This window comes from Terrisporobacter muris (genome assembly GCF_024621905.1).
In the GTDB taxonomy this organism is placed as follows: Bacteria; Bacillota; Clostridia; order Peptostreptococcales; family Peptostreptococcaceae; genus Terrisporobacter; species Terrisporobacter muris.
This window is the reverse complement of record NZ_JANKBY010000006.1, coordinates 1-23,908: the sequence shown is the minus strand read 5'-3', so window position 1 is coordinate 23,908 and position 23,908 is coordinate 1. Positions and strand designations below refer to the sequence as shown.

Annotated in this window: 25 protein-coding genes; 22 read left to right on the top strand and 3 right to left on the bottom strand. The window is 29.0% G+C overall.

The genetic code is table 11. The features are described from left to right. Positions 1-26 precede the first annotated feature (26 nt). The 14 genes from pfkB to NSA58_RS01090 all read left to right on the top strand — a co-directional run bounded on the left by pfkB (position 27) and on the right by NSA58_RS01090 (position 15,243). Positions 27-956 (top strand): 1-phosphofructokinase, encoded by a 930-nt coding sequence (gene pfkB / locus NSA58_RS01155; protein WP_074079069.1) that lies wholly within the window; start codon positions 27-29, stop codon positions 954-956. A 225-nt stretch (positions 957-1,181) separates the two neighbouring features. Then, positions 1,182-2,351: an SIS domain-containing protein gene (locus NSA58_RS01150; RefSeq protein WP_039678331.1), complete on the top strand. Its 1,170-nt coding sequence runs from the start codon at positions 1,182-1,184 to the stop codon at positions 2,349-2,351. Positions 2,352-2,394: 43 nt separating this feature from the next. Continuing rightward, complete coding sequence (gatY, locus tag NSA58_RS01145; RefSeq protein WP_074429255.1) at positions 2,395-3,246, top strand: tagatose-bisphosphate aldolase subunit GatY; 852 nt, start codon at positions 2,395-2,397, stop codon at positions 3,244-3,246. Positions 3,247-3,503: 257 nt separating this feature from the next. Then, on the top strand, positions 3,504-5,405 hold the full coding sequence (locus NSA58_RS01140) for a BglG family transcription antiterminator (RefSeq protein WP_039678333.1): 1,902 nt from the start codon (positions 3,504-3,506) through the stop codon (positions 5,403-5,405). 2 nt (positions 5,406-5,407) lie between these two features. Continuing rightward, a complete protein-coding gene (gene ypdE, locus NSA58_RS01135; protein ID WP_074429254.1) occupies positions 5,408-6,451 on the top strand; it encodes an aminopeptidase in 1,044 nt (347 codons plus the stop codon). A 21-nt stretch (positions 6,452-6,472) separates the two neighbouring features. Then, positions 6,473-6,778 carry a PTS lactose/cellobiose transporter subunit IIA gene (locus NSA58_RS01130; protein WP_039678335.1) on the top strand — a complete coding sequence of 102 codons (306 nt, stop codon included), beginning with the start codon at positions 6,473-6,475 and terminating at the stop codon, positions 6,776-6,778. A gap of 89 nt (positions 6,779-6,867) precedes the next feature. Continuing rightward, positions 6,868-7,206 (top strand): PTS sugar transporter subunit IIB, encoded by a 339-nt coding sequence (locus NSA58_RS01125; RefSeq protein WP_039678336.1) that lies wholly within the window; start codon positions 6,868-6,870, stop codon positions 7,204-7,206. Positions 7,207-7,235: 29 nt separating this feature from the next. Then, a complete protein-coding gene (locus tag NSA58_RS01120; RefSeq protein WP_039678337.1) occupies positions 7,236-8,567 on the top strand; it encodes a PTS sugar transporter subunit IIC in 1,332 nt (443 codons plus the stop codon). Between the two features lie 6 nt (positions 8,568-8,573). Then, the gene (locus tag NSA58_RS01115; protein ID WP_039678338.1) at positions 8,574-9,644 is read left to right on the top strand and encodes a M24 family metallopeptidase; all 1,071 of its coding nucleotides are present in this window, start codon (positions 8,574-8,576) and stop codon (positions 9,642-9,644) included. Positions 9,645-9,648: 4 nt separating this feature from the next. After that, a complete protein-coding gene (locus NSA58_RS01110; protein WP_039678339.1) occupies positions 9,649-10,836 on the top strand; it encodes a MalY/PatB family protein in 1,188 nt (395 codons plus the stop codon). A gap of 308 nt (positions 10,837-11,144) precedes the next feature. After that, positions 11,145-11,627: a nucleoside deaminase gene (locus NSA58_RS01105; RefSeq protein ID WP_074079074.1), complete on the top strand. Its 483-nt coding sequence runs from the start codon at positions 11,145-11,147 to the stop codon at positions 11,625-11,627. A 43-nt stretch (positions 11,628-11,670) separates the two neighbouring features. After that, the gene (locus NSA58_RS01100; RefSeq protein ID WP_074429253.1) at positions 11,671-12,996 is read left to right on the top strand and encodes a uracil-xanthine permease family protein; all 1,326 of its coding nucleotides are present in this window, start codon (positions 11,671-11,673) and stop codon (positions 12,994-12,996) included. 150 nt (positions 12,997-13,146) lie between these two features. After that, entirely contained in the window at positions 13,147-14,304 is a 1,158-nt protein-coding gene (locus NSA58_RS01095) for an MFS transporter (protein ID WP_039678342.1), read from the top strand. Positions 14,305-14,442: 138 nt separating this feature from the next. After that, a complete protein-coding gene (locus NSA58_RS01090; protein WP_039678343.1) occupies positions 14,443-15,243 on the top strand; it encodes a PIG-L family deacetylase in 801 nt (266 codons plus the stop codon). Positions 15,244-15,319: 76 nt separating this feature from the next. On the opposite strand, the gene NSA58_RS01085 is transcribed toward NSA58_RS01090, so the two are convergent. Next, positions 15,320-15,481 carry a hypothetical protein gene (locus tag NSA58_RS01085; RefSeq protein WP_200886373.1) on the bottom strand — a complete coding sequence of 54 codons (162 nt, stop codon included), beginning with the start codon at positions 15,479-15,481 and terminating at the stop codon, positions 15,320-15,322. Between the two features lie 123 nt (positions 15,482-15,604). Here NSA58_RS01085 and NSA58_RS01080 point away from each other — a divergent pair, with 123 nt between their 5' ends. Further along, complete coding sequence (locus NSA58_RS01080) at positions 15,605-15,745, top strand: hypothetical protein (protein ID WP_257559983.1); 141 nt, start codon at positions 15,605-15,607, stop codon at positions 15,743-15,745. A gap of 128 nt (positions 15,746-15,873) precedes the next feature. Here NSA58_RS01080 and NSA58_RS01075 read toward each other — a convergent pair whose 3' ends face one another. After that, entirely contained in the window at positions 15,874-17,217 is a 1,344-nt protein-coding gene (locus NSA58_RS01075; RefSeq protein WP_074079081.1) for an MATE family efflux transporter, read from the bottom strand. 149 nt (positions 17,218-17,366) lie between these two features. Between NSA58_RS01075 and NSA58_RS01070 the strand changes: the two genes are divergently transcribed. Beyond that, positions 17,367-18,197 (top strand): MerR family transcriptional regulator, encoded by an 831-nt coding sequence (locus NSA58_RS01070; protein ID WP_257559982.1) that lies wholly within the window; start codon positions 17,367-17,369, stop codon positions 18,195-18,197. 47 nt (positions 18,198-18,244) lie between these two features. On the opposite strand, the gene NSA58_RS01065 is transcribed toward NSA58_RS01070, so the two are convergent. After that, on the bottom strand, positions 18,245-19,591 hold the full coding sequence (locus NSA58_RS01065; protein ID WP_257559981.1) for an MATE family efflux transporter: 1,347 nt from the start codon (positions 19,589-19,591) through the stop codon (positions 18,245-18,247). Positions 19,592-19,881: 290 nt separating this feature from the next. On the opposite strand from NSA58_RS01065, the gene NSA58_RS01060 reads away from it, so the two are divergent. From NSA58_RS01060 to NSA58_RS01035, 6 genes are all read left to right on the top strand, one after another. Next, positions 19,882-20,481 (top strand): histidine phosphatase family protein, encoded by a 600-nt coding sequence (locus NSA58_RS01060; RefSeq protein WP_039678346.1) that lies wholly within the window; start codon positions 19,882-19,884, stop codon positions 20,479-20,481. A 133-nt stretch (positions 20,482-20,614) separates the two neighbouring features. Further along, on the top strand, positions 20,615-21,205 hold the full coding sequence (locus tag NSA58_RS01055; protein WP_039678347.1) for a class I SAM-dependent methyltransferase: 591 nt from the start codon (positions 20,615-20,617) through the stop codon (positions 21,203-21,205). 56 nt (positions 21,206-21,261) lie between these two features. Then, complete coding sequence (locus tag NSA58_RS01050) at positions 21,262-21,780, top strand: ECF transporter S component (protein WP_074429252.1); 519 nt, start codon at positions 21,262-21,264, stop codon at positions 21,778-21,780. A gap of 387 nt (positions 21,781-22,167) precedes the next feature. Continuing rightward, the gene (locus tag NSA58_RS01045; protein WP_039678349.1) at positions 22,168-22,359 is read left to right on the top strand and encodes a hypothetical protein; all 192 of its coding nucleotides are present in this window, start codon (positions 22,168-22,170) and stop codon (positions 22,357-22,359) included. Positions 22,360-22,393: 34 nt separating this feature from the next. Further along, the gene (locus NSA58_RS01040) at positions 22,394-23,116 is read left to right on the top strand and encodes a protein kinase domain-containing protein (protein ID WP_277613691.1); all 723 of its coding nucleotides are present in this window, start codon (positions 22,394-22,396) and stop codon (positions 23,114-23,116) included. A 169-nt stretch (positions 23,117-23,285) separates the two neighbouring features. After that, positions 23,286-23,777 (top strand): hypothetical protein, encoded by a 492-nt coding sequence (locus tag NSA58_RS01035; RefSeq protein WP_242842680.1) that lies wholly within the window; start codon positions 23,286-23,288, stop codon positions 23,775-23,777. Positions 23,778-23,908 lie beyond the last annotated feature (131 nt).

The following is a 23,908-nucleotide window of genomic DNA, read 5'->3' as shown; positions in this document are numbered from 1 at the left end:
ATTAATTAGTGAAGGGAGAATTAAGTATGATAACAACAATAACATTCAATCCATCTATAGACAGAATGTATAGAGTAAGTAGTATGAATATAGGTGAAGTTCAAAGAGTAGTAAGTGCAAAAGCAACTGCTGGAGGTAAGGGTATAAATGTAACTAAAGTATGTAAAATTTTACAAGAAGAACCTTTAGCTATGGGATTTTTAGGTGGATATAATGGAGAATTTATAAAAGAAGAACTTAGAAAATTAGATATAAAAAATAAATTTACAAAAATAAATCAAGAGACTAGAAATTGTTTAAATATAATTACAGATGATAAGGTAAGTACAGAATTTTTAGAAAAAGGACCAATATTAGAAGATGGTGATTTAGAAAAATTTGAAAATGATATAAAAGAAGTAATGAAAAGTACTAAAATACTAGTGGCTTCAGGTAGTTATTGTCAAAACATACCATTAGATTATTATGAGAAAATAGGTAATCTATGTAGAGAAAATAATGTTAAATTCATATTGGATACATCAGGAGAAGCATTAAAAGTAGCATTAAAATCAAAGCCATATTTAATAAAACCTAACACAGATGAAATAAAACAATTACTAAACATAGATATTGAGTCAAGAGATGAAGTTATAAGTGCAGGCAAAAAGCTTATTGAAATGGGAGCTGAAAATGTATGTATATCTTTGGGAAAAGATGGAATGATTTACTTAAATGCAGAAGAAGTATATGAAGCAAAGGTACCAAAAATAGAAGCTGTGAACACTGTAGGTAGTGGAGATAGTACAATAGCTGGATTTAGTGTAGGTATTTTAAGAGGTTATGAAATAGAAGAATTACTTAAACTTTCAAATGCTTGTGGTATAAGTAATGCTCTTAATATAGAAACCGGTTTTGTAAGTTTAGAAGAAGTTGAAAAATACAAAGATTTAGTTAAAGTAACAAAATTAAGTTAATACAATAAAATATTTTAGTGGTGACAAAAAATAAAAATAATTTATATTCGATTAAGTGGTAACTATCACTTGAGAGAATATAAATTTTTACTAAAAAATAAAATAAACTTGAATATGAAAAGAAAGCAGTCAGACCATGATGTATATTCTTTTTATTTTTTTCAGAAAAAGTGGTTATAACCTCATTACCAGGATTAAATTAAAATATAAAAGGGGAAAAGAGAAATGTTTAAATTAGAAGAACAAGAATTAAAAGATTTGGGTGCAATAATAACAACAACAGAAATAAAACAACAACCTGAGTTATGGGCACAAGCATATGAAATATATAAAGCTAATAAAGAAAATTTAAATAACTTTATAGAAAATATAGGAAAGAAACATGGACAATTTAGAGTTATATTTACAGGTGCTGGAACATCAGCTTATGTAGGAAATTCAGTAATTCCTTACCTTAAGAAGAAAAATGACATGAAAAAATGCATTATAGAATCAATACCTACTACAGATATAGTTTCTAATCCATATGATTATTTAAAAGAAGATGTACCAACATTATTAGTTTCTTTTGCAAGAAGTGGAAATAGTCCTGAAAGTATAGCGGCACTTAATTTAGGAAGACAAATTGTAGATGATTTTTATCATTTAGCAATAACTTGTGCTCCAGAAGGAAAGCTTGCTCAAATGACTAAAAATGATGAACATAACTATTTATTATTGATGCCATCAAAATCAAATGATCAAGGTTTTGCGATGACAGGAAGCTTCACTTGTATGATGTTATCAGCAATATTAATATTTGATAACTTAGACAGCGATATAGAAAAAGCATATATAGATGCAATAATAGAAATGGGAAGAAACGTAATAGATAGAAAAGATGAAATACATGAATTAATAAATAAAGATTTTAATAGAGTAGTATATTTAGGGTCAGGAGGTCTAGGAGGCTTAACACAAGAAGCACAGTTAAAATTATTAGAACTTACAGCAGGGAAAATAGCTACGGGATATGATTCAGCAATGGGATTCAGACATGGTCCAAAATCATTTATAGATGAAAATACACTTATATTTGTATTTGTATCTAATAATGAATATACAAGGAAGTATGATATAGATGTTTTAGAGGAAATAAATGGAGATAAAATTGCAAAGCTTACTTGTGCAATATTAGTAGAAAATGAAAATAACTTCTCTGGAAAAACATTTGGATTTGAAAATAAGTACAATGAATTACCAGATGTATATCTTGCATTCCCATACATATTGTTTGGGCAAACTATATCTTTATTTACATCAGTAAAAGTTAACAATAAACCAGATACACCATCACCAACAGGGACAGTAAACAGAGTAGTAAAAGGTGTAATTATACATGAGTATGATAAGTAGGAAGTAGAAGTGTAATATTTAAATAAATTTGGGAGGAATCGATATGTCATTAGTAACAACAACAGAAATGTTTAAAAAAGCGCAAGAAGGAAATTATGCAGTAGGAGCTTTTAATGTAGAAAATTTAGAAATGGTAATGGCTGTTATAGAAGCTGCTGAGGAATTAAACTCTCCAGTTATATTACAAACTACTCCATCTACTGTAAAATATGCAGGACTTGACTACTATTTAGCAAATGCAAAAGTTGCAGCAGAAAGAGCAAAAGTACCTGTAGCAATGCATTTAGATCATGGTTCAAGTTTTGAGCTTGCAATGCAAGCTTTAAGAACAGGATATACATCAATAATGATAGATGGATCTCATGAAAGTTTTGAAAACAATATATCTTTATCTAAATCAGTAGTAGATGCTTGTAAACCATCTCTTGTACCAGTAGAAGCAGAGCTTGGAAAAGTTGGTGGAAAGGAAGATGACTTAGATAGTGGAGAAGGGAGTGCTCATACAGATCCGCAAGAAGCAAAAGAGTTTGTCGAAAAAACTGGAGTTTCTTCATTAGCTATAGCTATAGGAACAGCACACGGTTTATATAAAGGTGAGCCTAAAATAGACTTAGATAGATTATCAGAAATTAAAAAGGTAGTCTCAATACCACTAGTATTACATGGAGGATCAGGTATACCTGATGAAATTATAAAAGAAAGTATAAGAAGAGGTATTAGTAAAGTTAACTATGCAACTGAATTAAGAATTGCATATAGTAATGGGGTTAAAAAAGTTTTAAAAGAAGATCCTGAAGTTATAGATCCAAAGAAATATGGAGTGGCTGGACGTCAATCAGTAAAAGAATTTGTAAAAGAAAAAATTGCTGTATGTGGATCTATAGATAAAGCATAAAAAACAAGTCATATATTATTATATAAAGATAATGGTATAGTTTTTTCATAAAAACGATGAAAAATATCAGCTTTTATTGTGAGAATATTATGTATATAATCAAAATGTAAAATAAAGCAAAAAGAGAAATTTTATGATGGAAATATATTGAGACATAAATTTCACTATGAATATGGAAAAAAGTCGACTTTTGCAATAAAATGTTATAGTTTATAATAATATCATAAGAATACGACAAAAAAGAGGGAGGTGGGTATATGAGAGAACGAATTATTCTTGAAGAACTAAGAAATAGTAGTGACTATTTAAATTTAGATCATTTCGCAAATAAGCTAGGGGTATCTACTAGAACCATTAGAAATGAGATTAAGAATATAGAAAGTATAGACGAACGTAATGGTTTTAAATTAGAATACAAAACTAAACTAGGATATGTTTTAAATATTAAAGATGAAGAAAAGTTTGATCATTACCTTAAAAACCTACCCTCATACTTGATTGAGAATCCAGAACAACGTGTAGAATCCATAATAGTAGAACTTTTAGTAAACGAGGGTTATAAAACTATAGAAAAGTTAAGCAATAAATTCTTAGTAAGTTCATCTCAAATAAAAAATGATTTAAAAAAGATAGATGAAAAGCTAGGAGACACAGGTTTGGAGTTGGAGCGTAAGGCTCATTATGGGATTAAAATAGGGGGATCTGTTAAGTCAGTCCAAAAAATGTTAGTAGAAAGTTATTCTAAAAAAAATAGAAATATAACAGAATATAAAAATAAATTTATTGATGATTCTAAATTAGACAATATTAGAAATACAATAAAAAATGTACTTAATGAACATGACTTGGAAATAAACTTAATGGAACTTGAAGAAATATTAGCCCATACTGTAATTGTATACATAAAGTCTAGTTTGAGAGAAGTGGAAAATATCAATAAGCTAGAAGAAGATGCAGAAAATTTAATGATAAATGATTTGTTAGATAACATATTTAATGAGAAAAAGTATTATGTTGCCAATGAGGAAATCGATTACTTAAAACAACTCATAAAGGTGAAGACCAAAAATAAAAAGATTGGCGTAGTGAATATTGAAACAAGTAAACTTCAATATATAATATGTGAATTTTTTAAAGATGTAGATAAAAAATATAATACTAGTTTTTCAGAAGATAAAGAATTTTTTAATTTGCTTTATTTACATATTGCATCTTTAATAGAGCGTGCAAAAAGAGAGCATAACATAACAAATCCATTTTCGATTAAAATAAGTCAACAGTATCCAACAGTTTTTAATTTGGCTATTCAACTTTCAAAACTTATAGAAAGTGAATATCAGATAAAGATAAGTCAAGATGAGATAGGTTTCATAGCTACTCATATAGCTGTGCCATTTGAAAAACGAGAAGAAGCTAATTTTAATAAAAAATATAAAATAGCAATAATATGCTCATCAGGTGGAGGAAGTGCATATTTAATAAAATTAAGAATGAATGAAATTTTCCCTAATGCTGAAATAAGGAATTTCTCTTTGTTAGCAGAAAAAGAAGTAGTAGGTTTTTCGCCAGATTTGATTTTTTCAATAACAAATCTAGAATTTAAAATAAATGCTCCAGTTATACTTATAAACGAAATCTTGGATGAATTAGACTATTTAAACATTAAAGAAAGTGTAAGATTTGCAGATTGTATAGGAAGTACATCAAATCCTAAGCAATATATATTAAGTTTGTTTAGCAAAGAACATTTTAGATGTATAAAAGAAAAAGCTGATTATAAAGATATACTTTATAATATGTCACAAGATATAGTTGATTCAGGGGCTTGTTCACCAAGTTATCCTAAAGACGTATGGGAGAGGGAATCTTGTTTAAGTACTATTTATACAAATGGAGTAGCAATACCTCACCCGATTGAAATGACAGGAAATAAAAATATTATATCAGTAGCTTTGTTACACTGTGATATTAGTCATGAAGATAAAAAACCAAAAATAATTTTTATGATTTCCTTAATAAAGGGAGACTTAGAACTTCATAAACAAATATCTAAATACTTAACTAAGGTTATGACAAATAAGGACATAGTAGATATGTTAAATAGATCACAATCTTATGAAGAGTTTATATATAAATTAAAAATCTACATAGGGGGTTAGACATGAATATAGATTTCTTAAAAAATTTATCTGAAGCAGATGGAATCGCATCGAATGAGGGAGAAGTAAGAAAAGTTCTATTAGAAGAGTTAAAAGATCATAGCGATGAAATAGTATGCGATGGACTAGGAAGTATAATTTTCTCAAAAATAAAAGATAAAAAAGCACCAAATATAATGATTTGTGCTCATATGGATGAAGTTGGATTTATGGTAAGAAACATAGATAACCTTGGTATGATTCATTTGATAACAATAGGAGGAGTAAAACCTCTTGCACAATTTACACAAAAAGTTAGAATCACAACAAGTGATGGAAGAAAAATTCCAGCTATCATAAATGGGACATATAATGATGGTAAAGCTGAGAAGATATATGCAGATGTTGGAGCATATACGGCAGAAGAAGTATACAACTTAGGTATCAAAGTTGGGGATATGGTAACATATACAACTGAATTTGAAGAATTTACTTTACAAAATAGATTAGTAGGTAAAGCATTTGATGATAGAATAGGATGCTTTGTAATGGGAGAAGTCCTAAAAAGATTAGATAAAAAAGATATAAATTGTAATATTCATTTCGCAGCTACAAGTAGTGAAGAGGTTGGGATAAGAGGTGGAAGAACTGCAACTCAGTTAATGAATCCTGATGTGGTATTTGTAATAGACGTAGCATGTGCTAAAAATGAATTTGTAAGAGATTATACAAATCAAAAACAAATTGATAAAGGTGTAATGTTAATGCATAGAGATAGAACTCTAGTGCCAAATAAAGAAATGATAAATTACATAATAGAAACTGCTGAGAAAAACAATATATCACTTCAACATGATATGTTTGAGTCAGGTGGTACTGATGGAGGAGAGGCACACCTTGTAAATGAGGGAAAACCTTGTGCAGTAACTTGTGTACCAGTTAGATATGGGCACTGTGCATTCTCTATAGTAAGTAATAAGGATCTAGAAGCTATTATAGAGCTATATACACAGTTAATCTTAAATTTTGATGAAAAAAAATATAAAAATATAATAAATTTTATGTAAAGCAAAAAGGAGAATAAGAAAATGTCAACAGAAATGCAAATAATGGAGCTTATATCAACAGCAGGTGAAAGTAAAGCGAAAGTTTTCGAAGCTTTAAAGAAAGTAAAACAAAATGATTTTGACGGAGCAAGAGCATTAATAGCTGAAGCTCGTAAAATAGATGTTGAAGCACATAATATACAAACACAGTTAATAACTCAAGACATAAGTGAAGAGGTTGAAAGTCCAGCTATGAGTCTTTTAATGGTTCATGCTCAAGATCATTATATGACTTCTCAATTAGCAAAAGATTTAATAGAAGCTTTAATAGAAGTTTTTGATAAGTAATATATAAATAAATTACTTTTGTGAAGTATTAATTTTTCAAATAAAAAATTAAAATAAATTTTTAAAAACAAATTTTAGGAGGAATTATTATGAAAATATTATTATGTTGTGCAGGTGGATTTTCTACAAACATGCTAATGCAAAATATGAAGAAGGTTGTAAAAGAAAGTGCTAAACTTGATGAAAATGAATTCGATTTTACAGCTATACCAGCAGATTCATTAGAAAGTGAAATAGATAATTGGGATATAGTTATGGTTGGACCACAAGTATCTCATAAGATTGACTTTATAGAATCAATATGTAAGCCAAGAAATAAGCCATTCGTAGTAATAGACAAAGATGTTTATGGAAAAATGGATGGAGCTACAGTTATGAAGTTAGCTTTAGTAACTCATAAAAAGCATCAATTAGCTCAAGGACAATAAAAATATTAAGATAAAAGGGGGAAATAAATATGTTTGCAAAATTTGAAGCGTTTATGAATCGTGTATTTATGCCTCTAGCTCACAAGGTTGACAACCAACGTCACCTTGGGGCTATAAAGGCTGGAATGGTTGCCATGACACCGTTTACAATATTAGGAAGTATATTTGCAATACTTCCAGCACTTCCAAATATGCTTGGGGAAAGTAATCCAGTAAGTCAATTTATATTAAATAATGCAGCAGTTCTAGATTTACCAGTAAGCCTTTCTATAGGATTAATAGGTTTATATGCATGTATGTGTATTGCATATAACTTAGGTAATCATTATAAATTATATATACCAGGTTGTGTTACACTTGCAACGTTCTCATTCTTATTCTTAGTAGCAACTTTTACACCAGATGGTGCATTAGAATTAGGAAACTTAGGTGCTAAAGGTTTATTTACAGGTATGATAGCTGGTCTTGGATCTGTAGAGTTATATAACTTATGTAAGAAGAAAAATCTTACAATCAGAATGCCAGAAGGTGTTCCTGACTTTGTATCTAAATCTTTTGAATTAATACCAACTACTATTATAGTTTGTGGTACTTTTATAGCAGCTCGTTTTGCTTCATTAGCTATATTTGGAGAATTACCTCCACAAATACTTACTCAATTCCTAGCTCCATTAGTAGGAAGTATGGATAATCCATGGGCAGTTCTTGCACTTAACTTTGCAATATGTACAGTATTCTTCTTTGGAATACATTCATCAGTATTTAGTCCTATAACTAGACCTATAATGGTTACATTTATAGCAGAAAATATAGCAGCAATGCAAGCAGGACAACCAATACCTCACTTCTATACAGCAGGAGTTTCAAGTGCATTCTTCGGATTTACAGGTTGTGGTATAAGTATAGGTTGCGTAATTGCATGTATCTTATCTAAAAATAAAACGTACAAAAAAATTGGTAAAGTGTCATTATTCCCAGCATTATTTGGAATAAATGAACCAATATTATTCGGTGCTCCAATAATATTAAACCCAATGATGTTTATACCACATGTATTTGGTGGAGCTATAATAGGTACATTACCAATGTTCCTTATGAATTGGGGATGGTTAGCAAAACCAGTATTTGACCCTCCATACGTAGGGGTATTTCTAGAAGGATTCTTAACTAATGGAGACTGGCGCTCTATAGTAGTTAACGCTTTACAATTGGTATTAGCAGTAGCACTATACTTGCCATTCTTCAAGATAATGGAACGTCAACAAGAAGCTAAAGAAAAAGAAGAAGCTAAAAATACAGCTAAAAATATATTCTCTAAAGAAGAAGAAGATCTATTAGGGGACTTAGGGCTAGATTTCTAATATTTTATGGATAATAGAGTAGAAAAAATAAGAGATTTAATTAAAGAAAGAGATGTTGACGCTCTCATAATAAAGGGAAAAAATAACAAACGATATATAGGCGCATTAACAGGAAGCGGTGTTTATGTACTTATTACAAAAGAAAAAAAATATCAAATTCTAGATGGTAGGTATACTGACGAGGCAGATAAAAAAACATCTGGATTTATAAAAAGGGTTGTATCTCAGGGATCTTATATACCAAATATAATTGAATTATTAGAAGAACTGAATATAAAAAACATAGCAATAGAAAGCCAAGCCATGAGTATACAAGAGTATATATCGCTAGAAAAGGCAGGTTTTGATATTAGTTTAATAACTAATGAATTAGGTAAAGTAAGAGCTGTAAAATCTAAAGAGGAAATAGAGCTTATAAAAAAAGCTTGCGAAATCACAGATGAAGTCTTTAGCCAAGTTATATCTGAAATAAAAGAAGGTATGACTGAGCTAGAGGTTTCAGCTCTGCTTCAATATTATGCACTTAAAAAAGGTGCAAGTGGAATGGCATTTGAGCCAATAATAGCATCTGGTGCAAGAGGGGCAATGCCTCACGGAAGACCTACAAATAAAAAATTAAAGAAAAATGAAGCAATAACAATAGATTTTGGGGTAGTTTATCAAGGGTATCAATCTGATATGACTCGAACAATATCTATAGGTGAACCACCTAAAATCATTAGAGAAATATATGATATAGTTCTAAAAGCACAACTATCGTCAATAGAGTCCATAAAAGAAGGTGTGAAAGCTAGCGATGTTGATAAAGTTGCTAGACAAATTATACAAGATCATGGATTTGGGGACTATTTTAATCACGGACTAGGTCATGGAATGGGTCTTGGTGATGGAGAAGTACCAACACTAAACAAAAGAAGTGATGATATTTTAGCAGAAGGCATGGTAATGTCTTGTGAGCCAGGGATTTATATTCCAGATGTAGGAGGAGTTAGAATAGAAGACGATATTGTTATAATAGATGGAAAGGGTGTTTCACTTAATAAGACATCTAAGGACTTTATAATATTAGGAGAGTAAAGCTATGAAATATAATTTTGACAAAGTACTAAATCGTAAAGAAGGTAATTGTAGAAAATGGAGCAATACTGTAATCAAAGAAAAGTTTGGATTAGATGAAAATGCAATTCCTATGGATTTAGCTGATATTGATTTTGAATGTGCTCCAGCTATAAAAGAAGCAATAACAAAAAGAGCATCTGTAGGAGATTATAGCTACACTTTTATAGGAGATGACTTCTATGAAGCAGTTATAAACTGGAATAAAAGAAGATTTGATGTTCATATAGAAAAAGAATGGATAAAGTTGACTTTTGGTACGGTTTCAACTCTTCACTATATAGTCCAAGCGTATACTAAAGAAGGGGAAGGTGTATTAATAAACACACCTGCTTATGATCCATTTGCAGAAGCTGTAGTAAATAATAATAGAAAGTTATGCTGTAGCCCATTAAAACTAGAAAATAATAGATATTATCTTGATTTTGAAGATATGGAAAATCAAATGAAGTCTGGTAATATAAAAGTATTTATATTCTGTAGTCCACAAAACCCATCAGGACGTATATGGACAAAAGAAGAATTATATCAAGTGTCAGAATTATGCTTGAAGTATAATGTACTTTTAGTAAGTGATGAAATACATAGAGATGTAGTATTTAAAGGTAAAACATTTGTATCTTTATGGAATGCTCATCCAGAAATTTATAAAAATAGTATATTATGTGTATCTCCTAACAAAGGGTTTAACTTAGGTGGATTAAAAACATCTTATGTAGTAATAAGAGATGCTAAAGTTAGAGAAACTTTATTAGAAAGATTAAAAAGTAACTCTATAACTTCTCCAAATGTATTTGCAGTTCCAGCAATTATTGCAGCATACAATGAAAGTGAAGAATGGTTAGATGAGATGACTAGCTATGTAGAAAGCAACTTTGAAACAGTTTATGATTTCTTTGAAAAATACATGCCAAAGGCAAAAGTTATGAAGTCAGATTCTTCTTTCTTAGCATGGATAGACGTAAGAGAAGTGTTTAAGGACGAAGAAGAATCTAAAGAATTTTTCAAAAATGCAAACTTAACTATGGTAGTTGGAAGTTACTTTGTAAAAGATGGAGAAGGATTTATTCGTCTTAATATAGGATGTCCTAAAGAAACATTAAATGAAGCTCTAAGTAGAATTAAAAAAACTTATGAAAGCATGTATTGTTAATAATTTAGGATAGTAAGTTATAATGTGAGATGACTTACAAAAATATTTTAAATGTGAATTTTATAGAAGTGTATTTAAAAATAAGTTAAAAGATATTTTTAAATACACTTCTCTTTTTATTTATAATTACTAAATGCGTAATATAAATCTACATATGCTAGCATAGTTCACGCTAAAACGAATGATAAATAAAAAACTACCATAAAATTACAATAAAACTATTGAAAAGTTATAAATTCTCTGATATATTTATAAATAGGTAATACGTATTACCTATAAAAATTAAAATCACAACGGGGGAATTTATAATGGAATATAAAAATCACGAATTTTATTTAAGAAGAGCAATAGAAGTATCAAAAATGGCAAGAGAAGGTGGAAATACACCTTTTGGAGCATTATTAGTAGATGCGGATGGAAATATATTAATGGAACAAGGAAATGTTGAAATAACAGAACATAGATGTACAGGTCATGCAGAGGCAGCACTTGCAGAAAGAGCATCAAAAGAATATAGCAAAGAATTCTTATGGACTTGTACTTTATACACTACAGCAGAGCCATGTGCAATGTGTGCTGGAGCAATATATTGGGCAAACATAGGCAGAGTAGTATATGGAATGACAGAAAGAAGATTATTAGAACTTACAGGAAGTCACGATCAAAACCCAACTTTTGATTTACCATGTAGAGACGTATTTTCTAAAGGACAAAAAGATATAGTAGTAGTTGGACCAATAGCAGCAGTTGAAGAAGAAGCAGCAAAAGTACATGAGGGGTATTGGGATTAATAATTAATAAATATTGATAAAAAGAGAAAATAGGGGGAAATGTATGTCAGTCATTAGTTGTAGTTATAAAGATGTATTTGAAGAAAAAGTATCTAGAGGGAAATTGTTAATATTAGCATTTCAGCATGTTCTTACCATGTGCCCTGCATCCATAGCAGTGCCACTAATATTAGGAAGCGCATTAAATTTAGATAATAAAACAGTAGCATTTTTAGTATCAGCAAATCTTTTTACAAGTGGAATATCAGTATTAATTCAAACATTTGGATTTGCTAATATAGGTTCTAAACTACCACTGGTAATGGGGGCATCATTTGCTCCTCTTGGAGTTATGATATCAATCGGTGGACAATATGGCTTAAATACTTTATTTGGGGCAATAATAGGTTCTGGAATATTAATTTTTGTAATATCTTTCTTTATGGAAAAGATATTAGTATTCTTCCCAAATGTGGTTGTAGGCTCATTTGTAACTCTAATAGGTATAAGTTTAATACCAGTGGCATTTAAAGACTTGGCTGGTGGAGAAGGTGCAGCTAATTTTGGAGCTGTTGAAAATATTATGCTTGGTGGACTTGTATTAATTATTATAATAGGTTTAAATCAATATGGAAAAGGTCTTGTAAGGTCATTATCTTTATTAATCGGAATAATAATAGGTACTATAATAGCATTTGCATTAGGTATGGTTGATTTAACACCAGTGGCACAGGCAAGTTGGTTTGAAATAATAAACCCTGCTAAATTTGGAGCTCCAAAATTTAGAATAGATGCAATACTTATGATGACAATCTTTTGCGTAATAAATTTAATTCAGTGTATAGGTGTATTTTCTGTATTAGATGAAGTATGCCAAACTAATACTGATTCAAGCACTAAGATAAAAGGTTTAAGAGGAGTAGCAATGGGGCAAATTTTTGCTGGATTATTCTGTTCAGTTCCATCTACAATGTTTAACGAAAACGTAGGTCTTATAGAATTGACTAATGTAAAAAGTAGAAATGTAATAAAAATGGCAGGATTATTTTTAATAATAATTGGATTTTTCCCTAAAGTAGCTGCATTAATAACTATAGTACCAAAACCTGTAATGGGTGGAGCTACAATATCTTTATTTGGAATAATATTAACGGCAGGAATATCCATATTATCTAAGGTAGATTTCTCTACAGGTGGAAACTTTACAATAGTTGGTATAAGTTTGGCTGTGGGAGTAGGAGTTACTGTAGTACCTAATATATTTGATGCATTTCCTAGCTTATTGTCAATGCTTTTAAGTAACGGTTTATTTATGGTTAGTATTACAGCTATAATTTTAAATATAGTATTTAATTTTAAAGATATAAAGAAATCATTGGTGGCAAATTAGAAATTTTAATAAATTAAGAAAGAACTGCATCCTTACTTTGGGTGCAGTTTTTTGCTAATTTAGTTGCGCATATTTCATTTTAAATATATAGTAGAAGCATTAAAGATAGTGATCAAGTTTTGATATATAGAAAGTAAGGGGGAGCATTACATGCTTACAGTATTATTAGTAATTATTTATATTGCATTTATTAGTTTAGGATTACCAGATGCGATACTAGGTTCTGCTTGGACTATGATTTATGAAGATTTAAATGTACCAATATCTTATGCAGGTTTGGTGACTATGATTATTACTGGAGGGACAATTATTTCAAGTTTCTTTAGTGGTAAGATGATAAAAAAATTTGGCACAGGGAAGGTAACAACTTTTAGTGTATTTTTAACTGCTATGGGATTACTCGGTGTATATTTTGCACCAAGTTTTATTTGGATATGTTTACTTGCCGTTCCTTTAGGTTTAGGAGCAGGAGCTGTAGATTCTGCATTGAACAACTTTGTAGCAAATCACTATGAAGCAAAACACATGAACTGGCTTCATTGTTTTTGGGGAATAGGGGCTACTTCTGGTCCATTTATTATGTCTTTTTATTTATTAAAAGAAAATGGATGGAGAAGTGGTTATGCGACTATTGGTATTATTCAATCTATATTAGTTGTATGTCTTCTTTTATCTTTACCATTATGGAGAAAGTTTGAGGATTCCAAGGAAGAAGAAAAGAAGGGCAGTACTTCCATAAATGTGAAGACTTTATTGAAGTTACCTGGAGCCAAGCCAACATTAATAGCATTTTTATGTTACTGTGGCATAGAGTTAACAACAGGCTTATGGGCAAGTTCCTTTTTAGTATTTAACAGTGGACTATCAGCAGGATTAGCAGCCAAATGGGTGTCACTTTATTATTTGGGAATTACAGTAGGAAGATTTTTAGCAGGTTTCTTATCAATGAAGTTAAACAATAAGCAAATGATTAGAGTAGGGCAGTTGATTTGTTTATTGGGAGCAGTATTACTAATGATACCTTTTTCAAACAATTTTAAATTAGTAGGATTAATATTAATTGGATTGGGATGCGCTCCGATTTATCCAGCCATGTTACATGAAACTCCAAATAAATTTGGTAAAGATTTATCACAAGAGATTATGGGAATACAAATGGCTACAGCTTATGTGGGAAGTACAATTGTACCACCACTATTTGGTATGTTATCAAAGTTTAGTGGGTTTGGAATTTTACCTGGATTTTTGTTGATTTTTATAGTAGTAATGTTATTGTCTACTGAAAGAGCTAATAAGATATGTAAATAAAATAACCTAAACATAAAAAAGATAGTTTTTGAGCAAGATCGTTACCTAATTTTACAATTGACACTCAAAAAGAGTATCTTATTATTAATATGGATAGAATAATTTTATAATAAGACTAGATTAAGTGAGTGAGCATAAATGAGTAAAAACAAAAAGATATTATTTTGCATTTTTATAGGATTAATTTTATTAATATTTTGGGTTCAAAAAACTGATTCAGATAATATTATTGAAAAAGAAATAGGCATATATAACAGACCCTTTAAAGAAAATGTTGTTTTTTATCCTCAACATCAAGATGATGAGGTACTGTGGGGAGGAAGCGCTTTAAGAAGAGCTATAAATATACTAGGAGCTGATCATGTATTTGTGGTATTAGTTTCAGATGGAAGTGGAGTTAATGTTTTTAAAGATAAAACTTATGAAAATACAAGTAGAGAAGAAAAAGAGAAACTTAGAAATAAAGAGTTCTATGCAGCCCTCTATGATTTGGGCATTAAAAAAGAAAATATTTTAATACTTGCAGATATGGACAATAAAAGAGGAAGTCATTTTGAGCTTATGAGAGAAGTTGCACTGAATTTTGAGCAAAAGTACAAAAGTGTGACTCATATAGCTCACACATACAAATATGATGATCATATCATGCATAGAAAAAATGGAAAAGTAATTTATAACTTATATAAAGCAGGAAAAATAAAAGACGTAATGTTTTATCTAAAACCTAAGTATGTAAAAAAACTTCCAGCAGATAAAAGAGTCATATATAAGACAACAGATTATGAAGACTATGACGCTATTGTCAATGCTTGTAATGAATACAGGGTTATTAATAAAGGAAATGATAGAAGGGGAATTGGCTACATTTCTGCACATAGTCATTTTGACCAATTACTCAGTGATCCTGAATTAACTTCAGTTTTGCACTTGCCATATTAAATATAATTAAATGCAAAAAGAGAGCTAGTTTCTTAAAATAGCTCTCTTTTTATGTTGAAAATATTTAAACTTTTAATTAATATAACTTATCCTCTTCTACTTCAATTAAACCTTTTGAAGCTAAAAAATCTTCCTGTAAATCTAAAATCATTTCTATATCATCTTTAGATATATTACCTGCACATCTATTATAAATAAAATCTATCATCTCTTCTATTGAAACTGTTATATCTTCCATAATGTCCTCCTAAATTTAAAACACAAATACTATAATACAACAGAATATATGAAATTAAAAGAGGTAGAATTTGCGAAGTTTTTTTGCAGATACAAATTTGAAACTAAAACTTTGGAGGATCATGTGAGAATAACCACAAGAATTAGTGAAAAAAATGATGATGTCTCTTGTTTATTATATATAAGCAATAATGAAGCTAATGATTGTATAAAAGAATTAGAAAATGTGAAAAAATTACAAGAAAGTAATATGGAGAAAAAATAAAATGACAATTATTATATGAAGTTAGTACAAAAAGTATTATAAAATACGAGTACTGGAATAGTAGAACTAGCCATTTTATAATAAAAACCTTAAGATTTATATTTCAAATCTTAAGGTTTTTTACATACTTATGCATTTGCTAAAGTTAATGTACCAAATATATTTCTACCATTTCTAAAATAGAAGAAAATAGAGAAAAATACAGTAAGAAGTTCAGCTATTGGAACTGCTAGCCATATTCCAGCAACTCCTATAAAATTAGGTAGTATTACAATAGCAGCAGTGACAAATATTAAAGAACGAAGTACTGAAATAAGAGCAGAAATACTTCCGTTACCAATAGATGTAAAGTAACCTGACATAAAAACATTAACTCCTATTATTAAAAATCCAAAGGCAAATAACTTTATACCTTCAGTTGCAATATTATAAACCTCCATATCTGTTGTAAACATTCCTATTATATACTTTCCAACAAATATGGAAAATACAAATATTAAAACTGAACTTGCACCAATAGTTAGGAAACTATGTCTTAAGCTTTCTTTTATTTTTTCAATATTTTTTGCACCAAAGTTAAAACTAATCATAGGTGATATTCCAACGGTTACTCCAAAATAAACAGCAATAAAGAAGTAGTACATATATATTATTATGGACATGGCTGCCACACCATTTTCACCGTGGAAAGCTAATATACTTTTGTTAAATAAGAAAGTCGTTATACCAGTTGATAATTCAGTAAACATTTCAGAACTACCATTGTAGCAAGAGTTATAAAATGCTTTCATATCAACTTTTGGTTTTGTGAATTTCAAGTTTGATTTACTACTTAAAAAATATAATAAACCTATGATTGCTGATATAGTTATGGATAAAAATGTTCCAAGGCCTGCACCTAAAATTCCTAATTTGAAAATGACTATAAACATAAAGTCTAAGATTAAATTTAAAACTAATCCAAGTGTGGACATTATAAGAGCTACTTTTGGACTTCCATCTACTCTAGCATAATACTCAAAATATAATTTAAACATCATTGGTATTGTCATTAAAACAGTTAAGAAACCATAAGGAATGGCATAAGGCAATAATTGCTCAGTTGCTCCAAGCCCTACTAACATGGGTTTTAAAAATAATACAAATACTACTGTTAATAAAAGTGAAATTATTAATAGCATTAATGTTATAAATGAAAATAGTTTATTTGCACCATCCTCATCCTTTTCTCCCAGTTTAATTCCAACCAAAGCACCTGAACCAGTGGCCAGCATTACAGAAACACCAAAAACTACACAAGTTATAGGTATAACTATATTGATAGAAGCGAGGGCATTTGAATTTACAAATCTTGATACGAAGAAACCATCTATAGTTGTATAAAATGATAAAAATATCATAGTTGCTATTGATGGAGCAACGAATTTTAGAAATTGTAAGTAGTTTTGTTTTTTAGAAAATAATTCTTCCATTGTCATCATCCTTTCCATATAAATTTATAAGTAATTGTTCTTAGTTGACAATAACAATCTTAAAGGATATAGTAACTATATTGTCAATGATAAATTTGAAAAAAATTATTATATTATTAATGATAAATTTTAAGGAGGGGGTATTTTTTATGGAAGCTAAATTTACTGTGGGAGAGTTTGCAAAACTTTATGGTATGCAAAAACAAACATTAATTTTTTATGATAAAATAGACCTTTTCAAGCCCAAAATAGTAGACGAAAATAATGGGTATAGATACTATACATCAGATCAATTGGAGCTATTAGATAGTATATTAATACTAAAAGAGATAGGCCTTCCATTAAAAGAAATACAGAGCTTTTTAGAGAATAGAGATAATAAAAAAGCTTTGATACTTTTAAAAGAGCAAAGAGAAAAACTTAAAGAGCAGGAACTTAATATAAAAAGAATAATAAAAAGACTGGATAAAAAAATAAATACCATAGAAGATTTAGACATAGAAATAAATACTATTGTTTTTAAAGAAGTTGAAAAAGATTATTTATCAGTGGAAAAAGTTAAACCACCCTATGAATTATTGGAAACGGATATGGCACTTAAAAACCTTTTGAAAAATGCCACAGATAAAAAGTATATGCACAACTACCAAATAGGAGTTATGATACCAAAGAAAAATCTATTGAAGGAGCAGTTTACAACTGCAGATTATGTATTTACTCCTGTTGACAAAAAATCAAAAGAAAAGAATATATTGGTGAAAGAAAAAGGAATTTATGCAATAGGCTATCATAAGGGAGAATATTCAAAAGTAGGGCAAACTTACAGAAAAATCATAGAGAAGATAAATAATAGCAATTATGAAATAGATGGATATTCATATGAATATTGCATTTTAGATAGTTTGACATCATCTAGTGCAAAAGATTATATTACAAAAATAGAGATAAAAGTTATAGAAAAAGATAAGATGGAACTTTAACAAAATAAGAAAATCCACAACAAAAATTTGTCGTGGATTTTTTCTTTTTACGCATTTTCACAAAGACTTTCTTTAAAAATAATTCTACCTTTTTTCAAATAAAATAATACAGAGAAAAATACAGTAAGAAGTTCAGCTATTGGAACTGCCAGCCAGATACCATTAACACCTATAAAATAAGGAAGTATAATAATAGTAGCGCAGACAAACACTAAAGAACGAAGTATGGAGATGGTAGCTGAAATAGTTCCATTACCAATAGATGTAAAGTAACCTGACATGAAAACATTAATTCCAATTATCAAAAATCCAAAGGAAAAAAGTTTTATACCATCAGATGCAATATTATACACAAAGGTGTCTTGGGTAAACAATCCTATAATATACTTGCCACATGATATGGAAAATAAAAATATTAAAACTGAACTTACGCCAATAGTTCTAAAACTATGCTGTAAACTTTCTTTTATTTTCTCTAAATTTTTTGCACCAAAATTATAACTTATTATCGGTGTTACTCCCACAGTTACTCCAAAATAAACAGCAATAAAGAAATAGTAAATATATATTATTATGGAAAGAGCTGCTACACCATCTTCTCCATAAAAAACTAATATACTTTTGTTAAATAAAAAAGTAGTTATTCCAGTAGATAGTTCTGTAAACATTTCGGAGCTACCATTATAGCAGGAATGAAATAATTCTTTTATATTAATTCCTGGCTTTGTAAATCTAAGATTGGATTTGTTGCTTAGAAAATATGCTAAACCAATAGACCCGGATATACTTATGGCTACAAAAGTTCCAAGAGCAGCACCTAAAATCCCCAAATCAAATACAATCATAAATATAGAGTTAAATACTATGTTTAAAACTAATCCAAGGCTAGACATTAAAAGAGCAATTTTAGGACTTCCATCTACTCTAGCATAATATTCAAAGTATAATTTAAACATCATAGGTATTGTCATTAATACTGTTACAAAACCATAAGGAATGGCATAAGGCAATAACTGATCAGTTGCGCCAAGCATAATCAATATGGGTTTTAAAAACAATAAAAATACAATGGTTAATACTATACCTATACCAAGTAGTGTTAAGCTGATAAATGAAAATAAACCATTGGCATCATCTTCATTTTTTTCACCAAGTTTAATTCCTACTAAAGCCCCTGAACCAGTAGCAAGCATAACTGCAATACCAAAAACTATACAAGTTAAAGGTATAACGATATTAATAGAAGCAAGGGCATTTGAGTTTACAAATCTTGATACGAAGAAACCATCAATAGTTGTATAAAATGATAAAAATATCATGGTAGCTATTGATGGAGTAACATATTTTATAAATTGAACATAGTTTTGTTTTTTTGAAAATAATTCTTCCATCATTGTTATCATCCTTTATCAGTGAATTTACAAGCGCTTGTATAGTTCTTATAGTAATCTTAAAGGATATAGTAACTATATTGTCAATTGAATAATTGTTAAAAATATATAACAATATCTTTGCCATATTTATCTTAGATAAATATGAAAAAAGCTTATGTATAAGATAGCTCATAATTTTAAAATAAGATTAATTAATTCTTGGAAAGTTTTTTTATTTTATGAAAATTAAATTTTAGTAAAGCATTTAATGATATATTTATAGAGATGATATTTATAAGGGGGAGTACAATATGAAAAAAACATTTTATTTAATGAGACATGGTCAGACTTTATTTAACCTAAGAAGAAAAATGCAAGGACATTGTGACTCACCGTTGACTGAGCTTGGTAGAAAGCAAGCTGAAGTAGCAGGAGAGTATTTAAAAAATATAGAAATAGATCATGCTTATAGCTCATCTTTGGAAAGATGTTGTGATACTTTGGAAATTGCAACTAATGAAAGTATACCTTATACTAGATTAAAAGGTTTAAAAGAAATGAATTTTGGTGTATTTGAAGGTGAAAGTGAAGACTTAAAGCCTCTGGACAAAAAAGATTATGAGAATTTCTTTGTTAAGTATGGGGGAGAATCTTTATCACAAGTCAAAGAAAGAATGCTTAAAACTTGTACAGAGATAATGGAAAAAGACGATCACAATACAGTTTTAGCTGTGTCTCATGGATTGGCATCTTTGTGTTTTTTATCAAACTTTGAAGACACAGATGAAATGATGAAAAAAGGGATACCTAACTGTACAATATTTAAATATGAGTATGAAAATAAAGAGTTTAAATTAATTGAAATCATACGTCATGATTTTAGTGAAATTGAAGAAGCATTAGCTTATTAAAATATTTAAAAATATTAATGAAAAATATTTAAAAATGAGTTACTATTATGTTAAATAAATAATTTTGCAAAAAAGCCATGAAGGTTCTAGGTACCTTTATGGCTTTTTTGATGCAAATAAAGGGAGGAAGAAGATGAGTCAAACAGATTTCTTTAATTCTGTAGCCAATGATTGGGATAACATGATAAAAGTAGATGAAAGGAAAATTAATTATTTGTTGGACAAGCTAAGTATCCAGCAAGAAGATACAATTTTAGATGTAGGTACTGGAACAGGAGTTTTAATACCATTTATATATGAAAGAGTATCAAAGGGATTGATTAGGGGAGTTGATATATCAGAAGGAATGATTAATGTAGCAAGAAGCAAGTTCAATCACTTGATGAATGTTTATTTTGATATAGTAAATGTTGAAAAAGAAAATTTAGAAGATAAATATGACAAGATAATTTTGTATTCAATGTATCCTCATTTAGAAAACAAAACAGAAACCATCTCAAAACTCGTAAAAAGAAATTTAAAAGAAGATGGCATGCTGATGATTGCACATTCTGACAGTAGGGAGTTTTTGAATAATCTACATGGAAATGCAGATGAAAGAATACAAGAGTCTATATTGATGGAGATTAATGAACAAAAAAATGTTTTTATAAATGCGGGACTAAATGTAGTTGAAGCATTTGAAAATAATGAAATGTATTATGTAATTATAAAAAATAACTAGATTTTTGTGTGGAAATTAAAAAATATTTGTACTTAATAAACAGGGGGATTTATTTTATGAAAACTAAAAAATTAGTATTATCAGGATTTTTTATTGCATGTGGAGTTATTTTACCAATGGTGTTCCATATGTTTAGTATGGGTGGATCTGTATTTTTACCAATGCATATACCTGTATTAATAGCGGGATACTTTCTGGGACCAATATATGCTGCAGGTGTTGGAGTAATAACTCCTATACTTAGTGTTTTTTTTACAGGAATGCCGCCATTAGTACCTGTTATGCCAATTATGGCTTTTGAGCTTTGTGGGTATGGATTAATTTCAGGATTAGTATTTAGTAAAACAAATAAAGTGTACTTGTCTCTTATTATAGCAATGATTGTAGGTAGATTATTTGCGGTATTAGGTGCATTTGTAGTTTCTTTAACTTTAGTTCCACAAATAAACCCAATTATGTATGTAGTAGGTGGATTAACTACAGCTATACCAGGAATGTTAATACAATTAATATTTATACCAATTTTGATTAAATTACTGATGAATAATAAGGAAATTTCCAAGGCTATTGCATAAAATGTATAATTATAGAGTTCCATTATTAAATTTATAAACCGTACTGATATAAAATCAGTATGGTTTTTTAATTGTAAGCAAATTATATGTTATCTGTTCTGTGGATAAGGTATAATTTCCAACTTTATTATTTGAGCAACGGGTGAAGCCGTTGGCCATATGAAGTAGAGCGCCCATGCAGTGGCTTAAAGTGTTTTGCAGACACGTCGCTCAAGCGAAGCGAATTTTTTACAATTCAAATTTATTGGAATATGATGTTTTTTTATAGTAGTTTGAATAATATCACAAAAATATGGAAATTAATGTAACAAATTGACTTAATAATGTATAAAATATATAGATAGCTATAATTTTCTAGTTATTAATATATAGTGAAGGGATGATATAATGGATTCATTACAAAATCAATCAGATAGAGGCCATGAATACTATAAGAAAAAAGGTAAAAGAAGAACAAGTGCATCTATTAGCGGATCTAGTGTATCAGGAAGTGGCTCTAGTGCATCAGGAAGTGGTTCTAGTGTATCTCAAAGTGGTTCAAGTGCAAGTCAATCCTACAGCAGACCATATAGTGAATAGTTTATAAATAATATATAAAATATTACAATAGGGGATGGATATTATAGACAAACATCATATACCAGGCGAAAATATAATGGATTATACTATTATAAAAATAATAGGAGAAGGTAGATATGGAATAGCATATCTATGTGAAAAGAATACGAATGAAAAGTATATAATAAAACAATTAAAAAAAGATAGTGTTGAAAAGAATAAGGAAAAATTATTTTATGAAGAAGAAATAATGAAACTTTTAGATGATAAAAGATTTCCTAAATTTATAGAAAAATTTGACTATGATGATACGAAATATTATGTGATTGAATTTGTTGAAGGAAAAGATTTTTATGAAATTCTATATTTTGACGAATATGAATTTGATAGAGATGAAATATATGATATTGCAGAAAAAATTTTAAATATTATTATAACTCTTCAAGAGAAAAATATAGTTCATAGAGATATTAGAATTTCTAATGTAATAATGAATGAAAAAAAAGATTTAGTTCTAATTGATTTTGGACTAGCTAGATATATAGATGATAAGAGATATAAAAAAGAAGTAGATTATTGGTATATGGCAGATTTCTTGTTGCATCTATATTACTCATCTTATAATGATGAAGGTATGGAATTAGAAGACAAACCATGGTATAACGAGCTAGACTTGAATAATAAAGAATTAATTTTCTTAAAAAGATTAATGGGAATAGAAGAACCATATAAAAATACTGATGAAATAATGAGAGACCTTATTAAAATAAAAAAATAAATCTGTAGATAAAATAATAGACCATAGAGCTTTAAATTACAAGCGTATATGGTCTATTAATGATACTTTATAAATAAGGAGGCATCTTGCTATAAAAAATGTTATTAGAATATTAAATATATATGAGGATAGCTTTAGGGTAAACAGGTATTCTAAAAAGCCATTTAGGATGATTGGATTAATAGATGTAGACATGGAGTTTTATTATGGAATAGAAAGAGTTACATTAGCTTTTTACAGATCCTCAGGAACTAATAATAATAAGATTAAGGGTTTGTGGTACCCTATTGTTGGCATAAAAGTTAAAGAAGGAAAATTTACGGAATTTAGTGAGTATATAAATTATGTTCTTACAAATACCACATTAGATGGTACAGCAGTAAAAGGATGGCTTGCAAAATCAGTTTTTTTTGGTAAACAAGAAGGCGATTGGCAAATATCTGGTTTCTCAAATACTAAACATTGTGAAGAGCTTTATTATATAGGCAAAACTTTAGATCATTTTTACAATACAAAGAATTATAAACTGATGAAGAATCTAAATACTATGGAAGTAAACAGAGTACTATCACTAACAGAAAAATATCATGGAAACAATCATACACAAAGAGAAAATTTTGAGAGATTTATAGAAGATATATTCTTAGAGTTTAAATATTAAAATTTTGATATAGATTTAAATGCAATAGTAAGTAATATAATGTCAACAAATATACTGCTTACTAGATAATAGCTATAAAATTATGATATGTAGTATAGTGTGAAAGAGCTAAATAAATATTTTATTTAGCT

Excerpts from the sequence above, each read along its gene's own strand:
- pfkB (WP_074079069.1), top strand. The coding sequence starts at position 27 with ATGATAACAACAATAACATTCAATCCATCTATAGACAGAATGTATAGA.
- NSA58_RS01150 (WP_039678331.1), top strand. The coding sequence starts at position 1,182 with ATGTTTAAATTAGAAGAACAAGAATTAAAAGATTTGGGTGCAATAATA.
- gatY (WP_074429255.1), top strand. The coding sequence starts at position 2,395 with ATGTCATTAGTAACAACAACAGAAATGTTTAAAAAAGCGCAAGAAGGA.
- NSA58_RS01140 (WP_039678333.1), top strand. The coding sequence starts at position 3,504 with ATGAGAGAACGAATTATTCTTGAAGAACTAAGAAATAGTAGTGACTAT.
- ypdE (WP_074429254.1), top strand. The coding sequence starts at position 5,408 with ATGAATATAGATTTCTTAAAAAATTTATCTGAAGCAGATGGAATCGCA.
- NSA58_RS01130 (WP_039678335.1), top strand. The coding sequence starts at position 6,473 with ATGTCAACAGAAATGCAAATAATGGAGCTTATATCAACAGCAGGTGAA.
- NSA58_RS01125 (WP_039678336.1), top strand. The coding sequence starts at position 6,868 with ATGAAAATATTATTATGTTGTGCAGGTGGATTTTCTACAAACATGCTA.
- NSA58_RS01120 (WP_039678337.1), top strand. The coding sequence starts at position 7,236 with ATGTTTGCAAAATTTGAAGCGTTTATGAATCGTGTATTTATGCCTCTA.
- NSA58_RS01115 (WP_039678338.1), top strand. The coding sequence starts at position 8,574 with ATGGATAATAGAGTAGAAAAAATAAGAGATTTAATTAAAGAAAGAGAT.
- NSA58_RS01110 (WP_039678339.1), top strand. The coding sequence starts at position 9,649 with ATGAAATATAATTTTGACAAAGTACTAAATCGTAAAGAAGGTAATTGT.
- NSA58_RS01105 (WP_074079074.1), top strand. The coding sequence starts at position 11,145 with ATGGAATATAAAAATCACGAATTTTATTTAAGAAGAGCAATAGAAGTA.
- NSA58_RS01100 (WP_074429253.1), top strand. The coding sequence starts at position 11,671 with ATGTCAGTCATTAGTTGTAGTTATAAAGATGTATTTGAAGAAAAAGTA.
- NSA58_RS01095 (WP_039678342.1), top strand. The coding sequence starts at position 13,147 with ATGCTTACAGTATTATTAGTAATTATTTATATTGCATTTATTAGTTTA.
- NSA58_RS01090 (WP_039678343.1), top strand. The coding sequence starts at position 14,443 with ATGAGTAAAAACAAAAAGATATTATTTTGCATTTTTATAGGATTAATT.
- NSA58_RS01085 (WP_200886373.1), bottom strand. The coding sequence starts at position 15,481 with ATGGAAGATATAACAGTTTCAATAGAAGAGATGATAGATTTTATTTAT.
- NSA58_RS01075 (WP_074079081.1), bottom strand. The coding sequence starts at position 17,217 with ATGGAAGAATTATTTTCTAAAAAACAAAACTACTTACAATTTCTAAAA.
- NSA58_RS01070 (WP_257559982.1), top strand. The coding sequence starts at position 17,367 with ATGGAAGCTAAATTTACTGTGGGAGAGTTTGCAAAACTTTATGGTATG.
- NSA58_RS01065 (WP_257559981.1), bottom strand. The coding sequence starts at position 19,591 with ATGATGGAAGAATTATTTTCAAAAAAACAAAACTATGTTCAATTTATA.
- NSA58_RS01060 (WP_039678346.1), top strand. The coding sequence starts at position 19,882 with ATGAAAAAAACATTTTATTTAATGAGACATGGTCAGACTTTATTTAAC.
- NSA58_RS01055 (WP_039678347.1), top strand. The coding sequence starts at position 20,615 with ATGAGTCAAACAGATTTCTTTAATTCTGTAGCCAATGATTGGGATAAC.
- NSA58_RS01050 (WP_074429252.1), top strand. The coding sequence starts at position 21,262 with ATGAAAACTAAAAAATTAGTATTATCAGGATTTTTTATTGCATGTGGA.
- NSA58_RS01045 (WP_039678349.1), top strand. The coding sequence starts at position 22,168 with ATGGATTCATTACAAAATCAATCAGATAGAGGCCATGAATACTATAAG.
- NSA58_RS01040 (WP_277613691.1), top strand. The coding sequence starts at position 22,394 with ATGGATATTATAGACAAACATCATATACCAGGCGAAAATATAATGGAT.
- NSA58_RS01035 (WP_242842680.1), top strand. The coding sequence starts at position 23,286 with ATGATTGGATTAATAGATGTAGACATGGAGTTTTATTATGGAATAGAA.